This window comes from Mycobacterium sp. Soil_C_30 (genome assembly GCF_057656995.1).
In genome coordinates this window covers 25,466-49,971 of record NZ_JBDGJH010000011.1, presented here as the reverse complement: position 1 = coordinate 49,971, position 24,506 = coordinate 25,466, and the positions used below count along the sequence as shown (strand labels likewise).

General features: G+C 69.0%; 28 protein-coding genes. 8 read left to right on the top strand and 20 right to left on the bottom strand.

Features of this window, described 5'->3' with window-relative positions:
- Positions 1 to 40: 40 nt before the first annotated feature.
- Positions 41 to 304, top strand: coding sequence for a nucleoside/nucleotide kinase family protein (locus tag AC3A6P_RS20540; protein ID WP_487693563.1), 264 nt, complete (start codon positions 41 to 43; stop codon positions 302 to 304).
- A 268-nt stretch (positions 305 to 572) separates the two neighbouring features.
- Here the strand turns inward: AC3A6P_RS20540 and AC3A6P_RS20535 are convergent, their stop codons facing one another.
- From AC3A6P_RS20535 to AC3A6P_RS20525, 3 genes are all read right to left on the bottom strand, one after another.
- Complete coding sequence (locus AC3A6P_RS20535; protein ID WP_487693562.1) at positions 573 to 1,805, bottom strand: acyl-CoA dehydrogenase family protein; 1,233 nt, start codon at positions 1,803 to 1,805, stop codon at positions 573 to 575.
- Between the two features lie 66 nt (positions 1,806 to 1,871).
- Entirely contained in the window at positions 1,872 to 2,825 is a 954-nt protein-coding gene (locus AC3A6P_RS20530; RefSeq protein WP_487693561.1) for a LysR family transcriptional regulator, read from the bottom strand.
- A 61-nt stretch (positions 2,826 to 2,886) separates the two neighbouring features.
- Positions 2,887 to 3,855, bottom strand: a complete 969-nt coding sequence (locus AC3A6P_RS20525; protein WP_487693560.1) for an isopenicillin N synthase family dioxygenase — start codon at positions 3,853 to 3,855, stop codon at positions 2,887 to 2,889.
- 220 nt (positions 3,856 to 4,075) lie between these two features.
- On the opposite strand from AC3A6P_RS20525, the gene AC3A6P_RS20520 reads away from it, so the two are divergent.
- On the top strand, positions 4,076 to 4,876 hold the full coding sequence (locus tag AC3A6P_RS20520) for a LysR family transcriptional regulator (RefSeq protein ID WP_487693713.1): 801 nt from the start codon (positions 4,076 to 4,078) through the stop codon (positions 4,874 to 4,876).
- On the opposite strand, the gene nusB is transcribed toward AC3A6P_RS20520, so the two are convergent.
- From nusB to AC3A6P_RS20505, 3 genes are read right to left on the bottom strand one after another with little or no spacing between them, the layout of a single operon-like run.
- Entirely contained in the window at positions 4,873 to 5,346 is a 474-nt protein-coding gene (nusB, locus tag AC3A6P_RS20515) for a transcription antitermination factor NusB (protein WP_487693559.1), read from the bottom strand. The two genes, AC3A6P_RS20520 and nusB, sit on opposite strands and share 4 nt — an antisense overlap.
- Entirely contained in the window at positions 5,339 to 5,902 is a 564-nt protein-coding gene (gene efp, locus AC3A6P_RS20510) for an elongation factor P (protein ID WP_487693558.1), read from the bottom strand. Before efp ends, nusB begins: the two co-directional genes overlap by 8 nt.
- A 37-nt stretch (positions 5,903 to 5,939) precedes the next feature.
- On the bottom strand, positions 5,940 to 7,052 hold the full coding sequence (locus AC3A6P_RS20505) for a M24 family metallopeptidase (RefSeq protein ID WP_487693557.1): 1,113 nt from the start codon (positions 7,050 to 7,052) through the stop codon (positions 5,940 to 5,942).
- Between the two features lie 33 nt (positions 7,053 to 7,085).
- Between AC3A6P_RS20505 and AC3A6P_RS20500 the strand changes: the two genes are divergently transcribed.
- Complete coding sequence (locus AC3A6P_RS20500; RefSeq protein WP_487693556.1) at positions 7,086 to 7,715, top strand: B-4DMT family transporter; 630 nt, start codon at positions 7,086 to 7,088, stop codon at positions 7,713 to 7,715.
- A 30-nt stretch (positions 7,716 to 7,745) separates the two neighbouring features.
- Positions 7,746 to 8,624: a hypothetical protein gene (locus AC3A6P_RS20495; protein ID WP_487693555.1), complete on the top strand. Its 879-nt coding sequence runs from the start codon at positions 7,746 to 7,748 to the stop codon at positions 8,622 to 8,624.
- On the opposite strand, the gene aroB is transcribed toward AC3A6P_RS20495, so the two are convergent.
- Genes aroB through aroC form a run of 3 tightly spaced genes read right to left on the bottom strand, consistent with a single transcriptional unit; the run spans position 8,600 to position 11,580 of the window.
- The gene (aroB, locus tag AC3A6P_RS20490) at positions 8,600 to 9,688 is read right to left on the bottom strand and encodes a 3-dehydroquinate synthase (RefSeq protein ID WP_487693554.1); all 1,089 of its coding nucleotides are present in this window, start codon (positions 9,686 to 9,688) and stop codon (positions 8,600 to 8,602) included. The genes AC3A6P_RS20495 and aroB overlap by 25 nt on opposite strands.
- Positions 9,681 to 10,364: a shikimate kinase gene (locus AC3A6P_RS20485; protein WP_487693552.1), complete on the bottom strand. Its 684-nt coding sequence runs from the start codon at positions 10,362 to 10,364 to the stop codon at positions 9,681 to 9,683. Before AC3A6P_RS20485 ends, aroB begins: the two co-directional genes overlap by 8 nt.
- A gap of 19 nt (positions 10,365 to 10,383) precedes the next feature.
- Entirely contained in the window at positions 10,384 to 11,580 is a 1,197-nt protein-coding gene (gene aroC, locus AC3A6P_RS20480; RefSeq protein WP_487693551.1) for a chorismate synthase, read from the bottom strand.
- An 83-nt stretch (positions 11,581 to 11,663) separates the two neighbouring features.
- Between aroC and AC3A6P_RS20475 the strand changes: the two genes are divergently transcribed.
- Positions 11,664 to 13,064 (top strand): MFS transporter, encoded by a 1,401-nt coding sequence (locus AC3A6P_RS20475; RefSeq protein WP_487693550.1) that lies wholly within the window; start codon positions 11,664 to 11,666, stop codon positions 13,062 to 13,064.
- A gap of 11 nt (positions 13,065 to 13,075) precedes the next feature.
- On the opposite strand, the gene AC3A6P_RS20470 is transcribed toward AC3A6P_RS20475, so the two are convergent.
- The 6 genes from AC3A6P_RS20470 to AC3A6P_RS20445 all read right to left on the bottom strand — a co-directional run bounded on the left by AC3A6P_RS20470 (position 13,076) and on the right by AC3A6P_RS20445 (position 19,249).
- The gene (locus AC3A6P_RS20470; RefSeq protein WP_487693549.1) at positions 13,076 to 13,477 is read right to left on the bottom strand and encodes a prepilin peptidase; all 402 of its coding nucleotides are present in this window, start codon (positions 13,475 to 13,477) and stop codon (positions 13,076 to 13,078) included.
- Between the two features lie 9 nt (positions 13,478 to 13,486).
- Positions 13,487 to 14,296, bottom strand: coding sequence for a shikimate dehydrogenase (locus AC3A6P_RS20465; protein WP_487693548.1), 810 nt, complete (start codon positions 14,294 to 14,296; stop codon positions 13,487 to 13,489).
- Positions 14,286 to 15,527 carry an endolytic transglycosylase MltG gene (locus AC3A6P_RS20460; protein ID WP_487693547.1) on the bottom strand — a complete coding sequence of 414 codons (1,242 nt, stop codon included), beginning with the start codon at positions 15,525 to 15,527 and terminating at the stop codon, positions 14,286 to 14,288. The genes AC3A6P_RS20465 and AC3A6P_RS20460 overlap by 11 nt, the downstream gene beginning before the upstream one ends.
- Complete coding sequence (gene ruvX / locus AC3A6P_RS20455; protein WP_487693546.1) at positions 15,520 to 16,041, bottom strand: Holliday junction resolvase RuvX; 522 nt, start codon at positions 16,039 to 16,041, stop codon at positions 15,520 to 15,522. Before ruvX ends, AC3A6P_RS20460 begins: the two co-directional genes overlap by 8 nt.
- A 6-nt stretch (positions 16,042 to 16,047) precedes the next feature.
- Complete coding sequence (alaS, locus tag AC3A6P_RS20450) at positions 16,048 to 18,738, bottom strand: alanine--tRNA ligase (RefSeq protein ID WP_487693544.1); 2,691 nt, start codon at positions 18,736 to 18,738, stop codon at positions 16,048 to 16,050.
- Positions 18,739 to 18,859: 121 nt separating this feature from the next.
- Positions 18,860 to 19,249 carry a secondary thiamine-phosphate synthase enzyme YjbQ gene (locus tag AC3A6P_RS20445; RefSeq protein ID WP_487693711.1) on the bottom strand — a complete coding sequence of 130 codons (390 nt, stop codon included), beginning with the start codon at positions 19,247 to 19,249 and terminating at the stop codon, positions 18,860 to 18,862.
- Between the two features lie 123 nt (positions 19,250 to 19,372).
- Here AC3A6P_RS20445 and AC3A6P_RS20440 point away from each other — a divergent pair, with 123 nt between their 5' ends.
- A complete protein-coding gene (locus tag AC3A6P_RS20440; RefSeq protein WP_487693542.1) occupies positions 19,373 to 19,660 on the top strand; it encodes a GlsB/YeaQ/YmgE family stress response membrane protein in 288 nt (95 codons plus the stop codon).
- Positions 19,661 to 19,735: 75 nt separating this feature from the next.
- Here AC3A6P_RS20440 and AC3A6P_RS20435 read toward each other — a convergent pair whose 3' ends face one another.
- From AC3A6P_RS20435 to AC3A6P_RS20420, 4 genes are all read right to left on the bottom strand, one after another.
- Positions 19,736 to 20,209 (bottom strand): SRPBCC family protein, encoded by a 474-nt coding sequence (locus tag AC3A6P_RS20435; protein WP_487693541.1) that lies wholly within the window; start codon positions 20,207 to 20,209, stop codon positions 19,736 to 19,738.
- The gene (locus tag AC3A6P_RS20430) at positions 20,206 to 20,511 is read right to left on the bottom strand and encodes an ArsR/SmtB family transcription factor (RefSeq protein ID WP_487693710.1); all 306 of its coding nucleotides are present in this window, start codon (positions 20,509 to 20,511) and stop codon (positions 20,206 to 20,208) included. Before AC3A6P_RS20430 ends, AC3A6P_RS20435 begins: the two co-directional genes overlap by 4 nt.
- Before the next feature lie 125 nt (positions 20,512 to 20,636).
- Positions 20,637 to 20,972, bottom strand: a complete 336-nt coding sequence (locus AC3A6P_RS20425; protein ID WP_487693540.1) for a hypothetical protein — start codon at positions 20,970 to 20,972, stop codon at positions 20,637 to 20,639.
- Between the two features lie 2 nt (positions 20,973 to 20,974).
- On the bottom strand, positions 20,975 to 22,315 hold the full coding sequence (locus AC3A6P_RS20420; RefSeq protein ID WP_487693539.1) for a replication-associated recombination protein A: 1,341 nt from the start codon (positions 22,313 to 22,315) through the stop codon (positions 20,975 to 20,977).
- Positions 22,316 to 22,375: 60 nt separating this feature from the next.
- On the opposite strand from AC3A6P_RS20420, the gene AC3A6P_RS20415 reads away from it, so the two are divergent.
- A complete protein-coding gene (locus AC3A6P_RS20415; protein ID WP_487693538.1) occupies positions 22,376 to 22,972 on the top strand; it encodes a hypothetical protein in 597 nt (198 codons plus the stop codon).
- A complete protein-coding gene (locus AC3A6P_RS20410) occupies positions 22,972 to 23,577 on the top strand; it encodes a hypothetical protein (protein WP_487693537.1) in 606 nt (201 codons plus the stop codon). Before AC3A6P_RS20415 ends, AC3A6P_RS20410 begins: the two co-directional genes overlap by 1 nt.
- 10 nt (positions 23,578 to 23,587) lie before the next feature.
- Here the strand turns inward: AC3A6P_RS20410 and AC3A6P_RS20405 are convergent, their stop codons facing one another.
- The gene (locus AC3A6P_RS20405; RefSeq protein WP_487693536.1) at positions 23,588 to 24,433 is read right to left on the bottom strand and encodes a DUF3097 domain-containing protein; all 846 of its coding nucleotides are present in this window, start codon (positions 24,431 to 24,433) and stop codon (positions 23,588 to 23,590) included.
- Positions 24,434 to 24,506: the final 73 nt, after the last annotated feature.

The following is a 24,506-nucleotide window of genomic DNA, read 5'->3' as shown; positions in this document are numbered from 1 at the left end:
AGTCCTGAACCCGAGGTTCGAGACCGCCGACCCGGCAGCGGTGCTCATCGTTGACGGGATTTTCCTGCAGCGTGCCGAGCTCAGCGCCCACTGGGATCTCACCGTTTTCCTCGACGTGGGGTTCACCGAGACGGCCCGGCGCATGGCGCTACGAGACGGAACTTCGCCAGACCCCGAAGACCTGAGTATGCGTCGATACGTCGAGGGGCAACGCATCTACTTCCGCGACTGCCGCCCGCAGCAGCGGGCGAGCATCCTGATCGACAACAACGACCTCCACGACCCGACGATCCTGCGAGGCTGAAGGCGACAAGCCTGACACCCCGTTTTCAACACACGTGACAGCGGGCCCAGGGGGCGGGGTTGATCAACTCGTGGCGCGGGTGGTGCGCAGGTCGACGGTGGCGTGACCTCCGGATCGCTTCCAATATGGTGAACCCCAGCCAAACTTGTTGCACAGCAGCGGATTCACCGTCTCAAACCACCCACCCTGGCTTTTACACTCGTCATCGGCGAAACAGAAAGATCGATGCAATTCTGACTTACGTGACCCATTGGCCTATGTGTGAGGCTCAGAGCACCACGCCGAGCCGCGGCGGGTTGGTGCCGCGCAGGGTGTGATTACCGAGATGGACGTACTTCCAGCGGGCCGGGTCATGCAGCGAATGCACCCGGACGTTGCGCCAGTGCCGGTCCAGCGCGTACTGAGCGTCGGTTGCCGACGACCCGGCCAATTCCAGGACACCGCTGGCGATTTCGACGGCGAACTCCTGTGCCAGCGCTTTGGCGGCGGCGACCTTCAATGACGCCGCGGCGGCCGCCTCCCGCGTCAGCTCTGCCTCGGCCAGTGCGGCGTCCACCAGCTTCGCGCCCTGCTCCAACAGTGCCTCCAACGCGTACAGCCGCGCGGTGAGCTCCCCGAAGCGGCGCACCACGTGCGGCTCGTCGGCGGCGTTGTCGACACCGGCTTCGAACCACGGCCTGCTGCGGTTGACCACGAACTCGGCGCCGTCGGACAGCGCGGCCCGCGCGATCCCGATGTCGACGGCGGCGTGCAGCGCCTGGTCGAAGGCGCCCAGCACCGCAGGCGGCGCGGTCACCGGATCCAGGTCGGGGCCTTCGTCGATCACATAGGCGTCGTCCACCGCGACCTCGTCGAAGATCACCTCTCCGCTGGCGGTTCCCCGCTGCCCGAACGACGACCACCGGTCGAGGTTCAGCGTGACGCCGGCCTGGTCGGGACGGACGAACACGGTGGCCCCGTGGGTGGGCTCGGTGTCGGGCATCCGGGCGGCGACGGCGATCCAGGAGGCACCGAGCGTGCCGGTGGCGTAGTACTTCGTGCCGCGCAGTACCCAGCCGCCGTCGGCGCCGCGGGTCACCGTGGTCAACCGCTCGGTGGACAACCGGGTGCCGCGTTCGACGGTGGCGTTGCCCAGTTGCGCCCCGGCCAGGATGTCGGCGTAGATCCGCGGCGCGGGATCGTTGGGGCCCAGCTCACGAATGGCCGCCGACAGGACGAAATGGGCCAGCAGCAACTGCCCCACCGCGGAGTCGGCCTGCGACAGCACACGCAACACCTCCACCGCGGTGGACCTCGGCAGGTCCGGTCCCCCGTGTTCTGCGGGCACGATGATGCCCAGCAGACCCGCACGGGCAACCCAGCGAAGCTGCTCTTGCGGCCACACCCCGTCGAGTTCACGCTGCACTGCGCCTGCAGCGATCTCCCCGGCGACCGCGTGTGCGGCCGCCAGCGCGTCGGCAGTAGTGGTCAGCACGGGCACGGGGATATCGGTGATGGTCATACAGCTCCTCACTCAGGGCGACTTCTCGGACGGGAGGTCGCGTCGGCTTCTTTCGGTACAGCTGGCTCACACAACGCTGAAAGGGCTTGCAGGCACGCCCGACCCGCGGTTGTCGGTCGAGCGCTCGCCCACCGAACGGACCATGGCGACCAGCACCGCGAGGGCGGTGCCGCTGCGTGGCGGGTGCCTCAGCGCCAGTGCGACCCGCCGCACCGGCGGTCGCCCGGAAACCCTCCGCACCACCACGTCGTCGCGGTTTTGCCTGACCGCCAGCGACGGCACCAGCGAGACACCGAGGCCGGCGGCCACCAGCCCCTGGACGGCCAGGTGATCCTCCGGCGTGAACGTCACCGAGGGAATGAATCCGGCCCGCTCACAAGCTTTCCGGAAAACCCGGCTATCCGGGCACGTTCCGGTGGCCGAACTGACCACCCACTCGTCGCCCGCCAGGGCTGCGAGGTCCACCTCGGGCGCGCCGGCCAACCGGTGCGTACGCGGGAGCATCACGACGAACTCGTCCTCGTAGACCGGGATGGTGAGCAGCCCCGGGAAAGCTGGTGCGTCGCCGGGAACCTCGGTGACCACTGCTACGTCGGCGCCGCCGTGCCGCAGCAACACCACACCGTCCTCCGGGTCGGCAGGCACCAACCGCAGCCGCACCCCCGGGTAGGCGACCCGGAACCGCGCCAGCGCCGGCGCCAGGATCAGCGCGGCAGCACTGGCGAAGGAAGCCACCCGCAGCTGGTCCGGTGCCGCATTCGAGCCTTGTCGCAGATCCCGTTCGGCCGCGGCGACGGCACCGAGGATGGTCGCCGCATGCTCCAGCAGTCGCGTCCCAGCCGGGGTGGGCACCGCGCCGCCTGGCCCGCGCACCAGCACGGCGACGCCGAGTTCACGCTCCAACGCCGAAATCTGTTGCGACACCGCCGAGGTGGTGTAGTTCAGCGCTGTTGCCGCAGCGCTCAGCGAACCGCACCTGGCGACCTCCTGCAACACCAGGAGGCGACGGACGTCGAACACAGCGGCCACGGTAGGAGCCGCTGCCGGCGCAGCCCAGAGTTGCGATCAGCCGGAAGTAATCTCACCTGATGCCGTGATGCAGCGCCGCGACGTCGGGATGAGCCCGGGTGCGCGACTTCCAGGCGTTTTCCCCGTAGGTGGTGAAGATCGGGTTGTGCGGATCGGCCTCCACTCCGCGCGACTGCGCGGCCAATTCCGGCGGAAGCGCGATCAGCGGAACCTGTGCGTCCAGTGCCGGGTTGAGGAAGAACGGGATTGACACCCGGTCCGTGCCCGGCGCCGGCGCCAGCACCCGGTGCCGGGTGGCCCTGAGGTAGCCGCCGGTGGCCACCTCCAACAACTCGCCGGTGTTCACCACGAACGCACCGTCGACCGGCGGCACGTCGATCCACTGTCCGGGCGACAGTTCCACCTGCAGCCCCACCGAACCGGGCTCCAGCAGCAACAGGGTCAGCACACCCGAATCCTTGTGCGCGCCAACACCCTGAGCGGTCTTTACGGTGCCCGGATACCGGACCACCTTGATCAGGGTGGCCGGGGCCTCGGCGAACGCCGCGTCGAACAACTCCTCGGCAGCACCCAGCGATACCGCCCAGTGGCGCAGCAGGCGAAGGCCGACCTCGGCCAAGGCGGTGCTCCAGCCCTCGAACGCCGGCCTCAGCGCGGGCAGAGCGCTCGGCCACAGATTGGGGCCCTGCAGACGCCAGTACCCCTGCGCGCCGGCGATCACCTGGCGTTCCGGTCCGATGTCGATCTGCTCGCGCCAGTCGACCGTGCCGTTGGTCAGTTCACCGCCCAGCCGCGAATATCCGCGGAACTGGGGACTTTTGAGCTGGCTGATCTCGTCCTTGGCCTCCGGCGACAGGGCGAAGAACTGCCGCGCCAACTCCAGCACCTCGGCTACCTGAGCAGCCGGGATGCCGTGCCCGGTCAGGTAGAAGAAGCCGTACCGGTGCGCCGCCTCACGCAGCGCGGCGCGGAACAACACCGGGCCGGTGTCGGCTTCGCCGAGGTCCAGAACAGGGAGCATGTCCCCATCATGACGCGATGGCAGGTGGGCATCGGCGAAGGCTCAGCCGAACACGACATGGTGCACACCGTGTGGAAGGTCGATGCGCTGCACTTCGGTCAGGCCGGGCTCGTCGTCGGGGCCCAGCTCGTAGACCCGTCGCCACGTCGATCACCGAGAGGGTCGACGGCGCCGACGGAAGCCGGCCCGACAGGTCAGGGGCGGTCAGGTCGCGCCGCATCTGAGTCAGCCGGCGCTGAGCCAGCGGATCAGGACACTGGAACGCGATGTGGGTGCCACCCTGCTGGACCGCGACCGCCGCGGCGTGCAACTCACCCCGGCCGGACTCGCTTTCCTCCAACCCGCACAGGTCGCAATTGCCCACGGCGACAAGGCTGTTGACCTGGCACCCCGGGCGGCCGGTGGTTCCCTCGGGCGACTTCGACTGGGGTTCACCGTCATCGCGTCCTACACCTGGCTGCCGCGGGCCGTGCAACGGTTCCGCGGGGCGTATCCCGGCGTGACCGTCGACTTGACCGAAATGAACTCTCCCGCAACCGAAGCGGCCTTGGCCGGCGGTGACATCGACATCGGTGTGCTGCATCCGCCGCTGGCGCGCTCAGAGCTCACCGCGCGGTCGTTACCCGCCGAACCCCTGGTGCGGGCATTGCCCGCCGGGCATCGTCTGGCCGACACCGACTCGATCGCCTTCGCCGATCTGGCCGGCGAACCCCTGCTGGCGGCGCCGCGGTCGGTGGGCCCGGTGTTGTTCGACAACCTCGTCGGGTGCTACCGCGCCGCCGGTGTCGAACCACTCATCGCGCAGGAGGTCACCCCGGTCACCACGCTCGCCGGCCTGGTGGCCGCCGGCGCGGGCATCGGGTTCGTCACCGCCGGGGTGGCGCGGGCCACCCGGCCCGGTGTGGTGTTCCGCGACGTGGCGGGGGCCCCTGAAGTCCCGATGGCCGCCGCCTGGCTGGGCAGCGACCCCGGCCCCACGGCGAGCAGGTTCCTCGGCGTCGTCGAGACCGTACTGGCTTAGGTGTCCCCGCGCACGGCCTGCGCGGCCGCCCGGATCTGCGGGGTCACCAGCATGACCTGACCCAGTACGCCGTTGACGAAGCCCGGCGAGTCGTCGGTGGACAGTTCTTTGGCCAGTTCGACCGCCTCGTCGACGGCCACCGGTTCGGGCACATCCTCGGCGTGCAACAACTCCCACACCGCCACCCGCAGGATGGCCCGGTCCACCGCGGGCAGCCGTTCCAGCGTCCAGCCCTGCAGATGGCTGCTGATCAGATCGTCGAGGTGGGCGCGATGGTCGGTGACACCGCGCGCCACGGTGACCGTGTACGCATTCAGCGGCTCGATGTCGGCCTTCGAGTTGGCCAGCAGCGTGCGTGACTCGGCCACCTCCGACGGCGTGATGCCGCGGGCCTCCGCTTCGAACAGCAGGTCCACCGCGCGCTTGCGCGCGGCGTGCCTGCCGCGGGATTTCCCGACTTTGTCAGGCATTCACGCGGCCCAGGTAGCTTCCGTCGCGAGTATCGACCTTGAGCTTGTCGCCCTGGTTGATGAACAGCGGCACCTGGATCTCGGCACCGGTCTCCACGGTGGCCGGTTTGGTGCCCGCGCTGGAGCGGTCGCCCTGCAGGCCCGGCTCGGTGAAGGTGACGACGAGTTCCACCGACACCGGCAGCTCCAGGTACAGCGGCGAGCCCTCGTTGAAGGCGATCTGCACGGGCATGCCCTCGAGCAGGAAGTCCGCCAACCGGCCGACCAACTGTTCCGACAGCGGGTGCTGCTCGTAGTCCTCGGAATCCATGAACACGAAGTCGCTGCCGTCGCGGTACAGGTAGGTGGCGTCGCGGCGGTCGACGGTGGCCGTCTCCACCTTCACACCCGCGTTGTAGGTCTTGTCGACCACTTTGCCCGACAGCACGTTCTTCAGCTTGGTGCGGACGAACGCCGGGCCCTTACCGGGCTTGACGTGCTGGAATTCGATGATCTGCCACAGCTGACCCTCGATGTTGAGGACGAGCCCGTTCTTGAAATCGGCAGTCGATGCCACGGTGGGTACTTCTCCTTGTTTGACAGGCGACCCTCGATCAGAGGATCTGGAGTTCCTTGGGGAACCGGGTAAGCAGGTCGGGCGTCTCCGGGCCGACGACCAGGGTGTCCTCGATCCGGACACCGCCGCGATCGGGCAAGTAGACACCTGGCTCCACGGTGACCGCAGAACCAGCAAGAAGTGTACCGGCGGCGGAAGCGTTGATTCCCGGCGCTTCGTGGATCTGCAGCCCGACACCGTGGCCGAGGCCGTGGCTGAACGTCTCGCCGTAGCCGGCGTCGGCGATGACCTGCCGCGATGCCGCATCGACCTCCTTGAGCGAGACCCCGGGTGCCAGGGCCTCCCGGCCCGCCCGTTGTGAGGTGGCCACCAGGTCGTAGATCTCGCGTTGCCAATCGGCGGCGTTACCCAGGACGAAGGTGCGCGTCATATCGGAGTGGTAGCCGGCCACCAGCGCACCGAAGTCGATCTTCACGAAATCTCCCTCGGCCAGCACCGCGTCGGTGGGCCGGTGATGCGGGATCGCGGAGTTGGCGCCGGTGGCCACGATGGTCTCGAAGGAGGCGGCATCGGCGCCGTGATCGAGCATCAGGGCTTCCAGGTCGCGGCGAACTTCCCTCTCGGTCCGGCCGGGCCGCAGACCACCCCGTTCGATCAGGTCGGCCAGTGCGGCATCAGCGGCCTCGCAGGCCAGCCGCAGCAGCGCCACCTCACCGGCGTCCTTGATCTCGCGCAGCGCCTCCACCGTGCCGGATGCGCGCACCAGCGACGCCCCCGTGTCTCTCAGCGCACGTGCCAACGTGTCGCAGCCGTCGACGGTCACCACGTGGCTCTCGAACCCGATCCGCCGGGCGCCGTCGGCCGCCGCGCGACCAGCCAGGTAACGGGCACACGCCCGCTCGATGACCACCTCGAGATCGGGTGCCTGCTGAGCGGCCTGGGTGCGGTAGCGACCGTCGGTGCTCAACACCGCGGGGCGCCCGTCGGCGAACACCAGCAACGCCGCGTTGGATCCGGTGAATCCGGACAGGTAACGCACGTTGTTGAGGTCCGTGACCAGCATGGCGTCCAGCGTTGTGGCCCCGTCCTCACCGTCGGACGACCTTCCGATCCGGGCACTGAGGTTGTCGCGTCGCTGGGAATGTGTCACGCCCTGTCACGCTACTCGCTACGCTGCTACCCCATGGCGAAGTGGCTGCTGCGCGGACTGGTGTTCGCGGCGTTGATGGTCGTGGTCCGGCTCTTCCAAGGGGCGTTGATCAATCAGTTCGAGACGAAAGCTCTGATCATCAGCCTGGTGCTGCTGGCCGTGTTCGCCATCGTGGTGTTCACCTGGGGCCTGATCGACGGTCGCAGCGACGCGCGCGCCAACCCCGACCCGGACCGCCGCGGCGACCTCGCCATGACGTGGCTGCTCGCCGGTCTGCTCGCCGGGCTGCTGTCCGGTGCGGTTTCGTGGTTCATCTCGATGATCTACCCCGCGCTGTACGCCGGCGGGCTGGTCAACGAACTGACCACGTTCGCCGCGTTCACCGCGCTGCTGGTCTTCCTGCCGGCCATCCTGGCGGTCGCCATCGGGCGCTGGCTGCTCGATCGCAAGGCCCCGGCCTATGAACGCCGCCGCGAGGACGGCTACGACGACGATCGCGCCGATACCGACGTCTTCGCCGCGGTCCGCGACGATCGTTCCGCCACCGCCGAGGGCACCGAGCCGGTGGCGCAGCAGTCCTCGGTGGCCACCATCGAGCGGGACGAGGCCGCCACCACCGGCGACAAGAACGACGTCATCCCCCCGGCCGAACGCAAAGAGTAGCCAGGCCCGGCACCGGCTCGGGGGCTGGGTGTGACACCGGACCGGTTCTGCACGTCCGACCAGTGGAGCATCCTGGCGTCGGCGGCGTCGTACTCGAACCTCGCCGGTGTTCTCGGCGGCTTCCTGATCGCCGCGATCGCCCTGCTGTTCGACCGCAGCAGCCGGGAGGCCGTGCACACGCTGGCGTTGTTCGCGGGCGCGGTGTTGATCCTGATGCTGAGCAGTTTCGTGTTCAGCCTCATCACCGGCACGCAGGTCCCCGAAGGCCACGATGCCCGCGACGCCTGCGCCATCGCCTGGACCCAGGGCGCGGTGTCGACGGCCATGCTGGCGGCCGGCACCACTGCGCTGTTCGGTGGGCTGGGCTGGATGCTGGCCGCACACGCGATCAACAAGGCCACCCACGCCGGCCCGAAAGACCTGCAGGCCTTCTGTTTCCTGGCCGATTTCGGGGGCTGGCTGACCTTCGCGGCGTCGATGGCCACCACCGTGATCCTGAGCGAAGTCTTGATCGACTACCTGCGGTTCATGTACGGCCACCGCCCCCAGCTGTGGACGGTCGCGTTGATCGTGGTGGCCGGCGCCGTCGTCATCGTGGTCGATTTCGTGCTGATCCTGCGCCGCACCCGCGCGCTGCGCCGGTCCATGCGCAATCCCGACGACGACACCAAACTGGCGCTGCGCTCGGTGCAGGTGGCCACCGTCGGCGTCGGGGTGCTGGCGGTGGGCGCGTGCTGGCTGGCGGTCAGCCTGGCGCGGTTACCCCGGGAATGGCTGACAACGCCCAACGGGGTGTTCGTGGTGTTCGTGCTGGGGGTGACATTCGTATTGCCGACGGTCGTCTCGACGGCGATCTGCTACTCGGTGGCCAGCGCTGACGAAGATCAGGCGGTGGTCAGTTCGGAGTAGGCCGCGGCCAGCAGCGCCGGGTCGGGGCCTTCCAGGCGACCCGGTTTGGCCAGGCCGTCGAGCACCACGAAGCGCAGCACACCGGCGCGGCTCTTCTTGTCGCCGGCCATGTACTCCAGCAGCTGTGGCAGTGCGTAGGCGTCGTAGCTCACCGGCAGCCCCAGCAGTTGCAGCACACTGCGGTGGCGGTTGGCGGTCGCGTCGTCGAGGCGCCCGGCGAGCCGGCCCAGTTCGGCGGCGAACACCAGCCCCACCGACACCGCGGCGCCGTGGCGCCAGCGGTAGCGTTCGCGTCGCTCGATGGCGTGGGCCAGGGTGTGCCCGTAGTTGAGGATCTCGCGCAGCGCCGATTCCTTCTCGTCGGCGGCCACCACTTCGGCCTTGACGGCGATGGATCGCCGGATCAGTTCCGGCAGAACATCTTTCGACGGGTCTACCGCGGCTTCCGGGTCGGCTTCGATGAGGTCGAGGATCACCGGGTCGGCGATGAAACCGGCCTTGACGATTTCGGCCATCCCGGCCACCAGCTCATTGCGGGGCAACGTCTGCAGGGTCGCCAGGTCGACGAGCACCGCTTTGGGTTGATGGAACGAGCCGACGAGGTTCTTGCCCGCCTCGGTGTTGATTCCGGTCTTGCCGCCCACGGCGGCGTCGACCATGCCCAACAGGGTGGTGGGCACATGCACCACCGCGACACCGCGCAGCCAGGTGGCCGCCGCGAAACCGGCCACGTCGGTGGCCGCGCCGCCGCCCAGGCTGACGATGACGTCCTGGCGGCCCACGCCGATCCGGCCCAGCACGTCCCAGATGAAGCCGACGACGGGCAGATCCTTACCGGCCTCGGCATCCGGGATCTCGATGCGATGGGCGTCGATTCCCTTGTCCACCAAGTAGCTTCGAATGGACTCGGCGGTCTGGGTGAGCGTCGGCTGATGCAGGATGGCCACCTTGTGCGCGCCGCCCACCTGTTCGGCCAGTTCACCCAGCAGCCCGGTGCCGATCACGACGGGATACGGCGGGTCCACCGCCACGTCGACGACCACCGGGTGGGAATTGTCAGTCATTACGGGTCTCCGCGCGTCGCGCCGCGAGTGCGGCGGGGGTGGCTGGGGTCGGTGGTGTGCTGGGAGGTTTGTCGGCCGCGTTGTCCTCGGATGCCGAACGGTCACAGCGGGGCGGGTTCGGGGACAACCGCCACGGCGGGCGGCGACGGCGGCGCGCCGGCTTGGCGTTCGGGTTCTCCAACCTCGTCGCCAGGTAGCGCACCACCGCACCGGGGTTGCGTCGGTTGGTGTTGATGCGCATGGTGGCGACCCGCCGGTACAGCGGAACGCGCTCGCTCATGAGTGTGCGGTACTTCTCAGCGGCGTCTCCACCGGCCAGCAGTGGCCGCACCGCGCCGCTGGTGGTGCGCCGAATGCCTTCTGCGGCACCGATTTCCAGGAAGACCACGGTGTGTCCGGCCAGCGCCTCGCGGACACCGGGTGAGGTGACCGCGCCGCCACCGAGCGACACGATCCCGTCGTGCTCTGCCAGCGCGGTGCGGATGACGTCTTCTTCGATGCGCCGGAAGCCCGGTTCGCCGTCGGTCTCGAAGATCTCGGCGATGGTGCGGCCGGTCGTCTCGACGATCTGTGCGTCCGTGTCCAGCAGTGGAACACCCATCGCCTTGGCGAGGCGCCGACCGATGGTCGACTTGCCCGATCCGGGCATACCCACCAGAACAGCTTTGGGAGCCATGGTTCTAACCCTCCATGGCCTAACCCGAAGCCGTCACGGGTTCATGAGCGGCCACGGCGTTCAGGTAGGACTCGACATTGCGCCGGGTCTCGGCCAGCGAATCGCCACCGAACTTGGCCAGCACCGCGCGCGCCAGCACCAGCGCCACCATGGTCTCGACCACCACACCCGCGGCGGGTACGGCACACACGTCGGAGCGCTGGTGGATGGCCACGGCCTCGTCACCGGTGGCCATGTCGACGGTGGCCAGTGCGCGCGGCACCGTCGAGATCGGCTTCATCGCGGCGCGCACCCGCAGCGGCTGGCCATTGGTCATCCCGCCCTCGAGACCGCCGGCGCGGTTGGTGGAGCGGACCACACCGTCCGGGCCGGGGTACATCTCGTCGTGAGCCTGGCTGCCGCGCCGGCGGGCGGTTTCGAAGCCGTCGCCGATCTCGACGCCCTTGATGGCCTGGATGCCCATCACCGCGGCGGCCAGTTGGCCGTCGAGCCGGTTGTCGCCGCTGGTGAACGATCCCAGTCCGATGGGAAGGCCGCGCACCACCACCTCGACGATGCCGCCGAGGGTGTCACCGTCCTTCTTCGCGGCCTCGATCTCGTCGATCATCGACTGCTCGGCGGCCTTGTCGAAGGCGCGCACCGGGCTCTCGTCGATCCTCGGCAGATCGGTGGCCTCCGGCGGCGGGCCGGCATACGGCTCGGAAGCGCCGATGGAGATGACGTGCGAGACCACCTCGACACCGAGCGCCTGGCGCAGGAACTCGCGGGCGACCGTGCCGGCGGCCACGCGCGCGGCGGTCTCGCGGGCGCTGGCCCGCTCCAGCACCGGGCGGGCATCGTCGAAGCCGTATTTGAGCATGCCGGCGTAGTCGGCATGGCCGGGGCGGGGCCGGGTCAGCGGCGCGTTGCGCGCTACGTCGAGGTCCTCGTCGGGCACTGGGTCCGAGGCCATCACGGTTTCCCACTTGGGCCACTCGGTGTTGCCGATCTCGATGGCGATCGGGCCGCCCAGCGTGCTGCCGTGCCGTACGCCGGCCAGCACGGTCACCTGATCTTGTTCGAACTTCATCCGCGCGCCTCGGCCGTAACCGAGTCGACGACGGGCCAATTGGCCGGCGATGTCGTCCGACGTCACACGCACACCGGCGACCATGCCCTCGATGACAGCCACCAGTGCGCGACCATGAGATTCACCAGCAGTGGTCCAACGCAACACGGGTCCCATCCTCCCATGGCGGTTTCTGCAACTGGTAATTGGTGAATTCGGCGCACCCCCGGGTCCCATAGGATCTCTATCCGATGAGCGCCGCCGACGATCCTGCCGCGCGACTGCTCATACCGACGCTGGTGTTGCTCACCACCGTCACCGGGGTGGTCAGCAGCCTCGGCGCGCCGCTGGTGCCGACCATCGCCGTCGAGCTCGGGGTATCGCTGGGCGCAGCGCAATGGACGCTGACCGCGTCGATGCTGGCCGGTGCGGTCGCCACCCCGCTGATGGGCCGTTTCGCGGTGGGCCACCGCCGCCGGCCGGTGGTGCTCGGCGGTCTGATGCTCGTGGTGGCCGGCACCATCCTGGCCGCCGCGGCCCCGGCGCTGGCGGCGGTCTCCGACGATCTGGCGCTGGGAACCCTGATCGCGGGCCGGGTCGGGCAGGGTATGGCCCTCGGGCTGGCACCCCTGGCCATGGCCGTCGCCCGGGAGATCCTGCCGCCGGCACGAATCGGCCCGGTGATGGCGGCGCTGTCGGTGGGTACCGTCGCCGGGGCCGGGCTGGGCTACCCGCTGACGGCGGTGGTGGCCCAGGCCGGCGGTGTGGCGGCGGCGTTCTGGTTCGGCACCGTCCTCACCGCCGCGACCCTGGTACTGACCTGGCGCGAATTACCCGCCGCCGCACCGGTTCCGGCGCCGAAGGTGCGGACCTCGGAGGCGCTGATGCTGTCGGTGTCGACGCTGGCGCTGCTGCTCGGGATCAGCCAGACCACCACCTGGGGGTGGGCGGATGCGCGCACCCTCGGTCTGTTCGTGCTCGGCGGCACCGCGCTGGCGGTCTGGTTGCGGTTGACGCTGCGGCACACCGATCCGCTGGTCGACCTGCGGCTGGCGTTCGGCGGTGCCGCGGCCGCCCCGAACATCACCGGACTGCTGGCCGGCGCCGGCATGTACATGGGGCTCACGCTGTTGATGGTGCTGGTGCAGGTCGACACCCCGAGCGGCTGGGGTCTGGATCAGCCGGTGGCGATAGCCGGGCTGATGCTGGTGCCGTATTCGCTGATGAGTGTGCTGGGATCGCGCATCTCGCTGTGGGTGGGCCGGCGCGTGGACCCGAGCCGGGTTCTGCCGGTGGGCTGTGCCATCTACCTGGTGTCGACGATCCAGCTGATGCTCGCGCACGACCACGTGTGGCAGGCACTGCTGTCGATGGCGTTGGCCGGCCTCGGCAGCGGCAGCACCTTCGCCACCTTGCCGGTGCTGCTGGTACGGGCGGTGCCCGCCGCGGAGACCTCCAGCGCGCTGGCGTTCAACCAGGTGCTGCGCTACATCGGTTTCTCGGTGGGCAGCGCCGTCGGTGTGACCGTGCTGGCGCTGGTCAGCGGGCCGGTGCCCGACGAGCACGGTTTTGTGGCGGCCATGGCCGTCAACGCCGCGGTCTGGGTGCTCGCCATCCTCGTCGTCCTGCGTGCGATTTCGGCGCGCTCGTAACCGCTCAGCGGTTACCAGCGCGCCCAAATCACAAGGGACAGGGCCGTCGCCAGGCACATCGACGGGCCGTGCGGCACCACGCGGGCGCGGGTGACCAGCCCCAGCAGCGCCGTCAGGACCGGGGCTCCGACAGCGGCCAGCGCCCACGCCTCGGCCCCGGCCGCACCCGTCACCGCACCCAAGCCGAGGGCCAGCTTCACATCCCCGGCGCCCAGCCCGCCGAGCAGGAACCCCACCAGGTAGACCCCGGCCAACGCGGCGGCACCCACCGAAGCGGCAACAAAGCGACCGTCCAGGTGGGCGACCAGCAGGAGCACGGCCGCGCCCGGCAGTGTCAGTGCGTTCGGCAATCGGCGCTGCCGCAGGTCGTAGCAGCTCAGCACCACCAGCCACCCCATCAGCATCACGGCCATGGCGGCACGTTAAGCCAGCGCGGCCGCCATCTGTGTGCGCGGAGCCGGTTGCCCTGTGAATTGTTCGACCTGTGCGAAGGCCTGGTGCAGCAGCATCTGCAAGCCGCTGACCACGCGGCCGCCCCCCGCGGTGACGGCCACGGCCAGCGGCGTGGGCCACGGGTTGTAGATGGCGTCGAGCAGCAGCGGCGCGGCCGACAGCGTCGCGGCGAACCCGGCGGCCGCCTCGGCCGGCACCGTGCTGACCACGGCCGAGGCCGAGGCCACCTGCCCGGCCAGCGCATCGTGGTCCAGCGGGCAGAACTCGGCGTCCACCCCGACCGTCGCGGCGATGTCGAGCAGTCGGCCCGCCTTGTCCGGGTTCCGCGCGGCCACCGCGATGTGCGAGACCCCCAGCGACACCAGGCCCACCAGCGCCGCCGGCGCGGTCCCCCCGGCACCGAGCAGCAGCGCCCGCCCGGCGAGCGGACCACCCAGCGCCCCGGCCACCCCGTCGATATCGGTGTTGTCGGCTCGCCAGCCGGACTCGGTGCGCAGCAGCGTGTTCGCCGACCCGACCAGCTCGGCGCGCCGGGTGCGCTCCGTCGCGTAGGCCAGTGCCGCGAACTTGTCGGGCATGGTCACCGACAGCCCCACCCATTCCGGGCCGAGGGAGTCGACGAGACCCGGCAGCTGCTCGGCGGAGCATTCGATGCGTTCGTAGGTCCAGTCGTGCAGGCCGAGGGCGCGGTAGGCGGCCAGGTGCAGCTGCGGAGACCGGGAGTGTGCGATGGGCTGCCCGAGCACTGCAGCTTTGCGCGGCGTGGAGCTACCTGGCACTGTCCAGCACGCCGTTGCGCTGCGCGATCTCGATGTTGGCCAGGTGCTGCTCGTAGTCCCGGGTGAACAGCGTGGTGCCCTGCATGTCGATGGTCACGAAGAACAGCCAGTCCCCTGCCTCCGGCCGCTCGGCGGCGGCCAGCGCGGCTTCACTGGGCGAGCAGATCGGGGTGGCGGGCAGGCCCAGCGAGGCGTAGGTGTTCCACGGCGTCACCCGGGCGCGGTCGGCGTCGGTGGTCGCGACCTCCTGCCGGTCCAGCGAGTAGTTGACCGTCGAGTCGAACTCCAGCTTGCGGTTGGCGGCCAGCCGGTTGTAGATGACGCGCGCAACCTTCGGGAAGTCCTGCGGTAGTGACTCGCGCTGCACCAGTGACCCGACCACCAGCACGTCGTAGGGAGAGATGTTCATGGCGGCCGCGGTGTCGAGCAGGCCGCCGCTCTCGTAGCGGGTGGCACTGGCCGAGATCAGCGAACCCAGGATCTGATCCGGCGACGCCGACGGGTTCACGTTCCACGTCCCGGCGGCGATCAACCCTTCGAGCCGGCGATGGTCGGAACCCATCGCAGTGGCCGGTTCGACCGCCCACTGCGGCACCCGCAGCGCCTGCAGGCTGTCGGAGGAGGCGGCATTGCGCAACTCCTCGACCGGCACACAGGACCGCTCGCCGTCGAGGTCGGTGCAGGTGGCTTCAGAAATGAGAGTGATCAAGCCTTTGGTGACGGCGCCGGTGCGCACGTCGGTCATGTCGTCGAGCTGACGGCCCTCGGGGATGGTGAAGTTGCCGACCCGGTTGGCCGGGTCGACCAGCCTCTGCACGGCCGAGGACGCCGGGATCTCGGTGCGCACCTTGTAGAAGCCGGGCTGGATGGCCGCCATGGCCTGGTTGCCGCCGGCCGAATCGACGAAGCCCTGCACTCCTGCGATGACACCGGCGTCCAGCAGCGTCTGGCCGATCGCGGTGGTCGAATCTCCTTGGTGCACTTCGATCACCACGTCGCTGCCGCCGTCGCCGGTGTAATCCGACGGCGCGCCGAACATCGAGTGCCACAGTCGGGAGCCCAGGAAGACCGTCCCGATGACCACGGCGATGAGCACCGCGACCGAGAAACCGGCGACGATGCGCCGGCGGCGACGATTGCGTTCGGCGCGGATACGCGCCGCCCGGGTCATCCCGCGCCGGGGCGGGCCGACAGCCACGGGCTGTGCGCGATCGTCCCAGTCCTCAGCCATGATTCGCCTCCGGTGTGACTCCCCCCGGCTGTTCGGTCAATAACGTACGTCGCTGGTCGAGCCACCCCTGCAGGATCGCCACCGCTGCCGCCTGGTCGACGACGGACCGCTGACTCCTGGCCCGGACGCCGGCCTCACGCAGGGACCGTTGGGCCGTCACCGTGGTGAGGCGCTCGTCGGCCAAGCGCACTGGCACGGGGGCGATCCGTTCGGCCAGCAGGTCCGCGATCTCGATCGCATCCACCGCCGAGGTGCCGGCCCGGTCGGCCAGTGTGCGCGGTAACCCGACGATCACCTCGACGGCTTCGTACTCCTGGACCAACTGGCGCAGCCGGCGCAGATGCCGGCCCGAGCGTTCCCGGCGAACGGTTTCCACCGGGGTGGCCAGGATCCCGTCTGGATCGCAGGTGGCCACGCCGATGCGGACGGTGCCGACATCCACGCCGAGCCGGCGCCCACGGCCGGGGTCATCACCGCCGGGCCGGTCGGGCAGCCGGTGCTCGCTGGAAGTCACTGCGGATTAGCTCCGGGCGACTTCCGCGCGCAGCGCCTCGAGTGCGGCGTCGATCCCTGCGGCGTTCTTGCCGGACCCCTGGGCGAGATCAGGCTTCCCGCCGCCGCGGCCATCCACCGCCGACGAGATGACCTTGACCAGGTCGCCGCTCTTGAGGCCCAGATCCTGCGCGGCGTTGTTGGCCGCCACCACGTACGGCACGGCGCCACCTTCACCCTCGGCGATCAGCGCCACCACGGCTGCTTCGTTGCCCAGTTTGCCGCGGATGTCTCCGATCAGCGAGCGCAGATCGTTTGCGCTCATCTCCCCCGACATCCGCTGCGCCACGAGACGGACCTTACCGACGCGCTCGGCGCCCGCGGCGGCATTGACCGCCGCCGAGCGTGCCGTGGCCAGCCGGACCTTCTCCAGTTCCTTCTCCGCGACGCGCAGCCGCTCCACCAGGTTGGCCACCCGGGCGGGCACCTCTTCCGAGGGCACCTTGAGCGACGACGCCAGTCCGGCCATCAACGCACGTTCCTTGGCCAGGTGCTTGAACGAGTCCAGCCCGACGTAGGCCTCGACACGGCGCACGCCGGAGCCCACCGACGACTCGCCCAGCAGGGTCACCGGACCGATCTGTGCGGAGTTGTGCACGTGGGTGCCGCCGCACAGCTCCAGCGAGAAGGGCCCGCCGATCTCGACCACGCGCACTTCGTCGGGGTAGGCCTCGCCGAAGAGCGCCATGGCGCCCATCGCCTTGGCCTTGTCCAGTTGGGTGTTGAAGGTGTTGACCGCGAAATCTGCTTCGACCGCTTCGTTGGCGACGATCTCGATCTCGTTGCGCTGCTCCTCGGTGAGCCCGCCCTGCCAGTTGAAGTCGAACCGCAGGTACCCGGGCCGGTTCAGCGATCCAGCCTGAACCGCGTTGGGCCCCAACACCTGTCGCAATGCTGCATGCACCATGTGGGTGCCGGAGTGGCCCTGGGTGGCGCCGTGGCGCCACGTGGGGTCGACGTCGGCGGTCACGGTGTCGCCCTCGACGAACTCACCGGACTCGACGTTGACGCGGTGCACGAACAGCGTCTTGGCGATCTTCTGGACGTCGGTCACCTGGGCGCGAGCGGCACCGCCAGCTCCGGAGAGGGCGCCGATGTCGGCGATCTGGCCGCCGGATTCGGCATACAGCGGGGTGCGGTCCAGGACGATCTCCACGCGGTCGGGGGCTCCGTCCGGGCCACCGTGGGCGACGACGGGCACCCGCTTGCCGTCCACGAAGATGCCCAGAATCGTTGCCTGCGAGGACAATTCGTCGAAACCGGTGAACTCGGTGGGGCCGGCGTCCACCAGTTCGCGGTAGGCGGACAGGTCAGCGTGGGCGTGCTTGCGGGCGGCGGCGTCGGCCTTGGCGCGCTGCCGCTGCTCGTTCATCAACTCCCGGAAACCGGCCTCGTCCACGGAGAGTCCCGCTTCGGCGGCCATCTCGAGGGTGAGATCGATCGGGAAGCCGTAGGTGTCGTGCAGCGTGAAGGCGTTGGATCCCGACAGCACCGTGGCGCCGGCGGCCTTGGTGGACTGCGCGGCGTCGTCGAACAGCTTGGACCCGGCAGCCAGCGTGCGGTTGAATGCCGTCTCCTCGGCCACCGCGATGCGGTTGATCCGGTCGAAGTCGGTGACCAGTTCCGGGTACGACGGGCCCATCTCGTCGCGCACCGTGGTCATCAGCTGGCTCATGATGGGCTGCTCGACGCCCAGCAGCTTGGCGGCGCGGATGATCCGGCGCAGCAGGCGGCGCAACACGTAGCCGCGGCCCTCGTTACCGGGGCTCACGCCGTCGCCGATGATGATCGCCGCGGTGCGGCTGTGATCACCGATGATGCGGTAGCGGACGTCGTCGTCGTGGTTGCCTGCGCCGTAGCCGCGCGGCGCGATCGAGGCCACCAGGTCGATGACCGGGCGCACCAGGTCGGTCTCGTAGACGTTGTCGACGCCCTGCAGCAGGCAGGCGATGCGCTCCACGCCCATGCCGGTGTCGATGTTCTTGCGCGGCAGCGGGCCCAGGATCTCGAAGTCGTCCTTGCTGGTGCCTTCTCCGCGCTCGTTCTGCATGAACACGAGATTCCAGATCTCGATGTAGCGGTCTTCGTTGGCCTCGGGACCGCCGCCGACGCCGTACTCGGGACCGCGGTCGTAGTAGATCTCCGAGCACGGACCGCACGGCCCGGGGATGCCCATGGACCAGTAGTTGTCCGCCATGCCACGACGCTGGATCCGCTCCAGCGGCAGGCCCGCCACTTCCTGCCAGATGCCGATGGCCTCGTCGTCATCGAGATAGACCGTGGCCCAGAGCTTTTCCGGATCGAACCCGTATCCGCCCTCGGACACCGGGTTGGTCAGCAGACTCCAGGCCAGCTCGATGGCGCCCTTCTTGAAGTAGTCACCGAAGCTGAAGTTGCCGGCCATCTGGAAGAAGGTGTTGTGCCGGGTGGTGATGCCCACCTCGTCGATGTCGGGGGTGCGGATGCACTTCTGCACACTGGTCGCCCGGTCGTACGGGGGCGTGCGCTGGCCCAGGAAATAAGGCACGAACTGCACCATGCCGGCATTGACGAACAGCAGGTTGGGATCGTCGAGGATCACCGAGGCGCTGGGCACCTCGGTATGGCCTGCCTTCACGAAGTGATCGAGGAACCGCTTCCTGATCTCGTGTGTCTGCACGTCGTCACTTCCTGTTCGCGCACCGACCGAGGTGCGCACTCGTCACGGGCGGTTCACCCGCCCTGTTCAAACGCCTAACAGTACCGGTCAGGCCTCGTGCCGCGAAAAGGCGCGGCGCACGTCACCCGCCGAGAAAGCTCAACCGCACCGACCGTCGCGGGTTGTCTCGGTTGAGGTCCACGAGCACCACACTCTGCCATGTGCCCAGCAGGGGCGTGCCGCCCTGCACCGGCAGCGTCACCGACGGCGAGACGAGGCCCGGCAACACATGGTCGGCGCCGTGACCGGGCGACCCGTGTGAGTGCCGGTACCGGTCGTCGCGGGGCAGCAACCGTTCGAGGGCATCCACCAGGTCGTCATCCGACCCGGCCCCGGTTTCGATGATGGCCACCCCCGCGGTGGCGTGGGGCACGAACACATTGCACAACCCGTCGGCGTGCCGGCCGCAGAACCGCCGCACCTCGTCGGTGAGGTCGACGAGGCGGCTGCGACTGGTGTCGATCTCGAGCAGGTCGGTGTTCACCCCACCAGCCTACGAAGCAGCGCCGAGCGTTAATTTTCGGACGCGTTTATTCGACCGGGGCCCAGGGTATGCGGGCTTCACCGCAACTCAGCGCGTCTCCCTGGAGGAAACATGACAGTCACCGGCATCATCACCGCCATCATCATCGGCGCAGTCGTCGGCCTCCTCGGCCGCCTGCTGCTGCCCGGAAAACAGCCCATCGGCGTGCTGCTGACGATCGTCGTCGGCATTGTCGCCGCACTGCTGGGTACCGCGCTGGCGCGGGCCATGGGAATCGCCACCGCCACCAGCGGTGTCGACTGGATGGAGCTCCTGGTCCAGGTCGTCCTCGCCGTGGTCGGCGTGGCACTGGTGAGTGCACTGAGCGCCCGTCGCCGAGGCGGAGTGGCCCGGCGCTAGACACAGCCCCGCATTCCATCCCGGCTGACGTTCCCTCCCCGGAGCGTCAGCCGGGATTTATGTTTTTCCGGTGGCTCACAGCTGGGTCAGGAGCGCGTCCAGCTTCTCGTAGCCCTCTGTCATGCCGCCTTCCATCCCGGAGTTCAGCAGACCGTCGCGCGCCTCCAGCGTCGGGCAGATCGAGCGGCCCCGCAGCCGGCTGCGGCCGTCGCCGAGGTCGTCGAACCACAGGTATTCGATGTTCACGCTGTCGGGCGCACCCTCGAATTCGAAGGTCTGGATGATGAGTTCGCCGGTGCGCACCTTGTGGAACGTGCCGTTGAAGGCATACGCACCCGACTCGTCGGAGTGCACGTACCGGTAGCCGCCGCCGGTGCGGAAGTCCCAGTGCTCCAAGGACATCACCAAGCCCCGGGGTCCTATCCACTGTGTGAACAGGTCCGCCTCGGCGTGGGTCCGGAACAGGGCGGTCACGGGTGCGTCGAACTCCCGGGTGAACTCCATCGCCAGTGTGTCCACCGGTGCGGTGAGGTTGAGCGCGTTCGTCATCGGTTTTCCTCCTCGGTCATCGCCGCCAGCAGTGCGTCGAGCCGGCGGTAGTTGCGTTCGGCGTCGAGCCGGTATCTGTCCAGCCATCCGGTGAGTCGCTCGAGCGCCGCGGCGTCCAGATGCACAGGACGCCGTTGCGCGTCACGGCTCCGGGTCACCAGACCCGCCTGTTCGAGGACCTGGATGTGTTTGGACACCGCCTGTTTGGTGATGGAGAACGGCTCGGCCAGCTCGTTGACGGTGGCCGGACCGCGGGACAGCCGTGCCACCAGGGCACGACGCACCGGGTCCGCCAGCGCCATGAACGCCCGGTCCAGCCGCTCGTCGGACTCGCCTTCGACTTCTACCAATTATCAACCTTCTCATTGATCAACGAATTGGTTGATTACAAAGGTATGGGGCATCACCAGGCCTGTCAAGGGTGGTTCTAGGACAACGCGTCGCCGGGAAAACCGACGCAAGCGTGGATCTCGTAGACGAAGGTGCCCGCCTGCACCCCCGGATCGGCGTCCATCACGGTCTTCGTCTCCTCGACCGTGCCGGTGAAGACCGCGACACCGCAGAATGCGGAATCATCGGGGCAGGGCAACACGATGGCCAACGCGCCGGAGTCGCGGAGCCCGAAGTTGCGCCTGCCGTGTTCCCAGATCAGCGCACCGGCCTCGTCGTCGCGGAAATGCGGGCCGGCACGGAGTATCACGACGCTGTAGGGCCGCGCGGTGGCCAGCTGCTGCTGCATCTCGTCATCGGTGAATCGCCGCATGGTCACGATTTTCGCCTGCGGATGATCGCGCGCAGCCGTTCGACGCGCCCACCGATCTCCCGCTCCGCACCCCGCCCGACCGGGTGGTAGTAGTCCACACCGACCAGTTCATTGGGTGGATACTGTTGCGGCACAACACCATCGGGGTGATCGTGCGCGTACTTGTACCCCTGGGCGTTGCCCAGGGCCGCGGCGCCCGAATAGTGCCCGTCACGCAGGTGCGGCGGCACCAGCCCGGCCTTGCCCGCCTTCACATCGGCCATCGCGGCCCCCAGCGCCATGGTCACCGCGTTGGACTTCGGCGACGTCGCCAGATGCACGGTCGCGTGCGCCAGCGTCAGCTGCGCTTCCGGCATGCCGATCAACTGCACCGTCTGTGCGGCCGCCACCGCTGTCAGCAGCGCGGTGGGGTCGGCCATGCCGATGTCCTCGCTGGCCAGGATCATCAGCCGCCGCGCCACGAAACGTGGATCCTCACCCGCGGTCAACATCCGCGCCAGGTAATGCAGCGCGGCGTCGACATCGGACCCGCGCACCGACTTGATGAAGGCACTGATGACGTCATAGTGCTGGTCACCGTCGCGGTCGTAGCGCACCGCCGCCTTGTCCAGTGATTGCTCGATGACCTCGACGGTCACCCGCTCCCCCGTCTCGGCGGCCACTTCGAGCGCGGTCAGCGCGCGCCGGGCGTCCCCGGCCGACAGCGCCACGATGAGTTCGACGGCCTCGTCGTCCACCGCAACGGCGCCACCGAGCCCTCGGGGGTCCTCGATCGCCCGCCGCAGCACGGTGCCGATATCGGCCGGGGTCAGCGGCTGCAGTTGCAGGATCAGCGACCGTGACAGCAGCGGCGCCACCACCGAGAACGACGGATTCTCCGTGGTGGCGGCGACCAGCAGCACGATGCGGTTCTCGACGGCCGCCAGCAGGGCGTCCTGCTGGGTCTTGGAGAACCGGTGGACCTCGTCGATGAACAGCACGGTCTGCTCGCCGCGCATCGCCGAACGCCGCGCCACATCGATGACGGCCCGCACCTCTTTGACGCCGGCCGACAACGCCGACAGCGCCTCGAAGCGCCTGCCGGTGGCGTGCGAGATCAGCGACGCCAGCGTGGTCTTGCCGGTGCCGGGCGGGCCGTACAGGATCAGGGAAGCCGCCCCGGAGCCGTCGACCAGGCGCCGCAGCGGCGAACCCTGCTGCAGCAGATGCTGTTGGCCCACCACCTCCTCCAGCGACCGGGGACGCATGCGGACCGCCAGTGGCGCATTCGGGGGCGGCTCAACCGGCCCCGCACCGGCATGCGGGGGCTCAGGACCTCCCAGGTCGAACAAGCCGTCGGACACTGTTCAGGATTATCACGCTTTCCGGACAGACTGCGACGCGCGGCTGCCTAGGCTTTTCTGGTGCTGCTCGACCGCGCCACCGCCCAGGGCATCGCCGACGGCCGCATCACCACGGTGCTGCGCAGCTGGGATGCCCCGCGAGCCAAGGCCGGTGGCACCCAACGCACTGCGGTGGGCACCATCCGCATCGACGGCGTGACCGAATATCCCGGCCACTACCGCGTCACCGACACGCAGGCACGCTCCGCGGGCTACTCGGACCGCTCCGCCGCCCAGGCCGCACTGGGTCAGCGGGCCGCCGCGCACATCTACGTCATCACGGTGTCCTTCCTGCACGCCGACGAACGGGTGGCGCTGGCCGCCGACGCCGACCTGAGCGCCGACGACGTCGACGAGATCGCCCGTCGGTTGAACCGGTGGGATTCGGCGAGCACCACCGGTCCGTGGACACGGGCCTATCTGGCGCTGATCGCGGCCAACGAAGCAGTGCGGGCTCCGGATCTGGCCGCGCGCAGCGGTATCGACACCCCGCGATTCAAACGGCGCGTCCGGCAACTCAAAGGGCTCGGGCTGACCCTGAGCCTCGATATCGGCTACCGGCTGTCTGCGCGCGGTAAAGCTTTCCTGCTCGCTGAACAAAGTGATACACCTGTCTAGTGCCTTCACACGCGATCGCCATCACAGTCCCGGGCCGGCTCGTCGCGATCACCGTCGCGGTGGTGACGGCACTGATCGGGTTTGCCGTCCCGGCGGCGGCGATCGTCCCGCCCGCGGACGGCTACTACACCTTCAGCCAGCCGGGGAAACCGAACTCCACCTGGACCATGCAGAGTGTCTGCAGCCAGGCCAGCGGCACCCGAGCGCAGCAGGACTACACCGACCAGACCACACAAACGCTGGGGTGCAGCCTCATCATCGGGAGCCTGGTGACTCCCAGCGGGCTGAACCGCGAGCAGAATGCGGTGAGCTTCAACGGCACGGCCAAACTGGTCAGTGGCCTGTGGACGGTCACTGTCGCGGAGTCCGAGGGCGTCACCTGCCCGGACGGCAGCGCGGCAGCCTCCACCGAGACCTACGCCTTCAGTGAGGCCACCCTGACCGGCACCCACACCTCGATCCATGACGCGGTGTGCGGCCTGCCGCCGGCGATGACCAAAGAGCCCTTCACCCTTGCCTTCGTCGGGCCGCTGGATCCGCCGGTGGTCGAGCGCTTCCCGATGGAATGCAACTATCTGGTGGGCCGCCCGAGCATCTGCTCGTAGTCACTCGTAGTCACTCAGGCATCGGCGCCGTGACGAAATCGATCAGCTCTTCGACCCGCCCGATCAGCGCCGGCTCCAGGTCGTTCCAGTCACGCACCGTCGAGCGGATCCGCTGCCAGGCTCGCGCGATATCGGCCTGGTCGGCGTGCGGCCAGCCCAGTGCCTGACAGATACCGTGCTTCCACTCCATGGACCGCGGGATCGTCGGCCAGGCCTTCAGCCCCAGCCGCGCGGGTTTGACGGCCTGCCAGATGTCGACGTAGGGGTGCCCGACCACCAGGGCGTGCTCTCCGTACGGTCCGCTGCGCACCGCATCGGCGATGCGTGACTCCTTGGATCCCGCCACCAGATGGTCGACGAGCACACCGAGGCGCCGGCCCGAGCCAGGTGCGAAATCGGCCACCAGTGCCGGCAGATCGTCGACGCCACCGAGGTACTCGACCACCACACCCTCGACGCGCAGGTCGTCACCCCAGACCTGTTCCACCAGTTCCGCGTCGTGACGGCCTTCCACATAGATCCGGCCACCGATAGCGGTACGCGCCCGCATCCCTTGCACCGCAACAGAACCCGAGGCGGTGCGGATGGGCGCGCTGGGCGCGGCCTGGCGCGGCGGGGTCAGGATCACCGGTTTGCCGTCCACCAGATAACCGGGTCCCACCGGGAATCCGCGCCTGCGGCCGTGCCGGTCCTCGAGGTCCATCCGGCCGTACTCCACGCGCACCACCGCGCCGACGAAACCGGACGTGACGTCCTCGAGCACCATCCCGATCTCCACTGGCATCTCCGTCGCCCGCACCTTGCGGCGCTCGTGCGGGTTGTTGGCAAGCACATCGATTCCGTAGCGGTCCGTCACGGCGGTAGATGCTACGAATGCCCCGCCGCGCGGCGCGTGATGCCACACCGCGGTGCCGTCGATCGTGATCTGC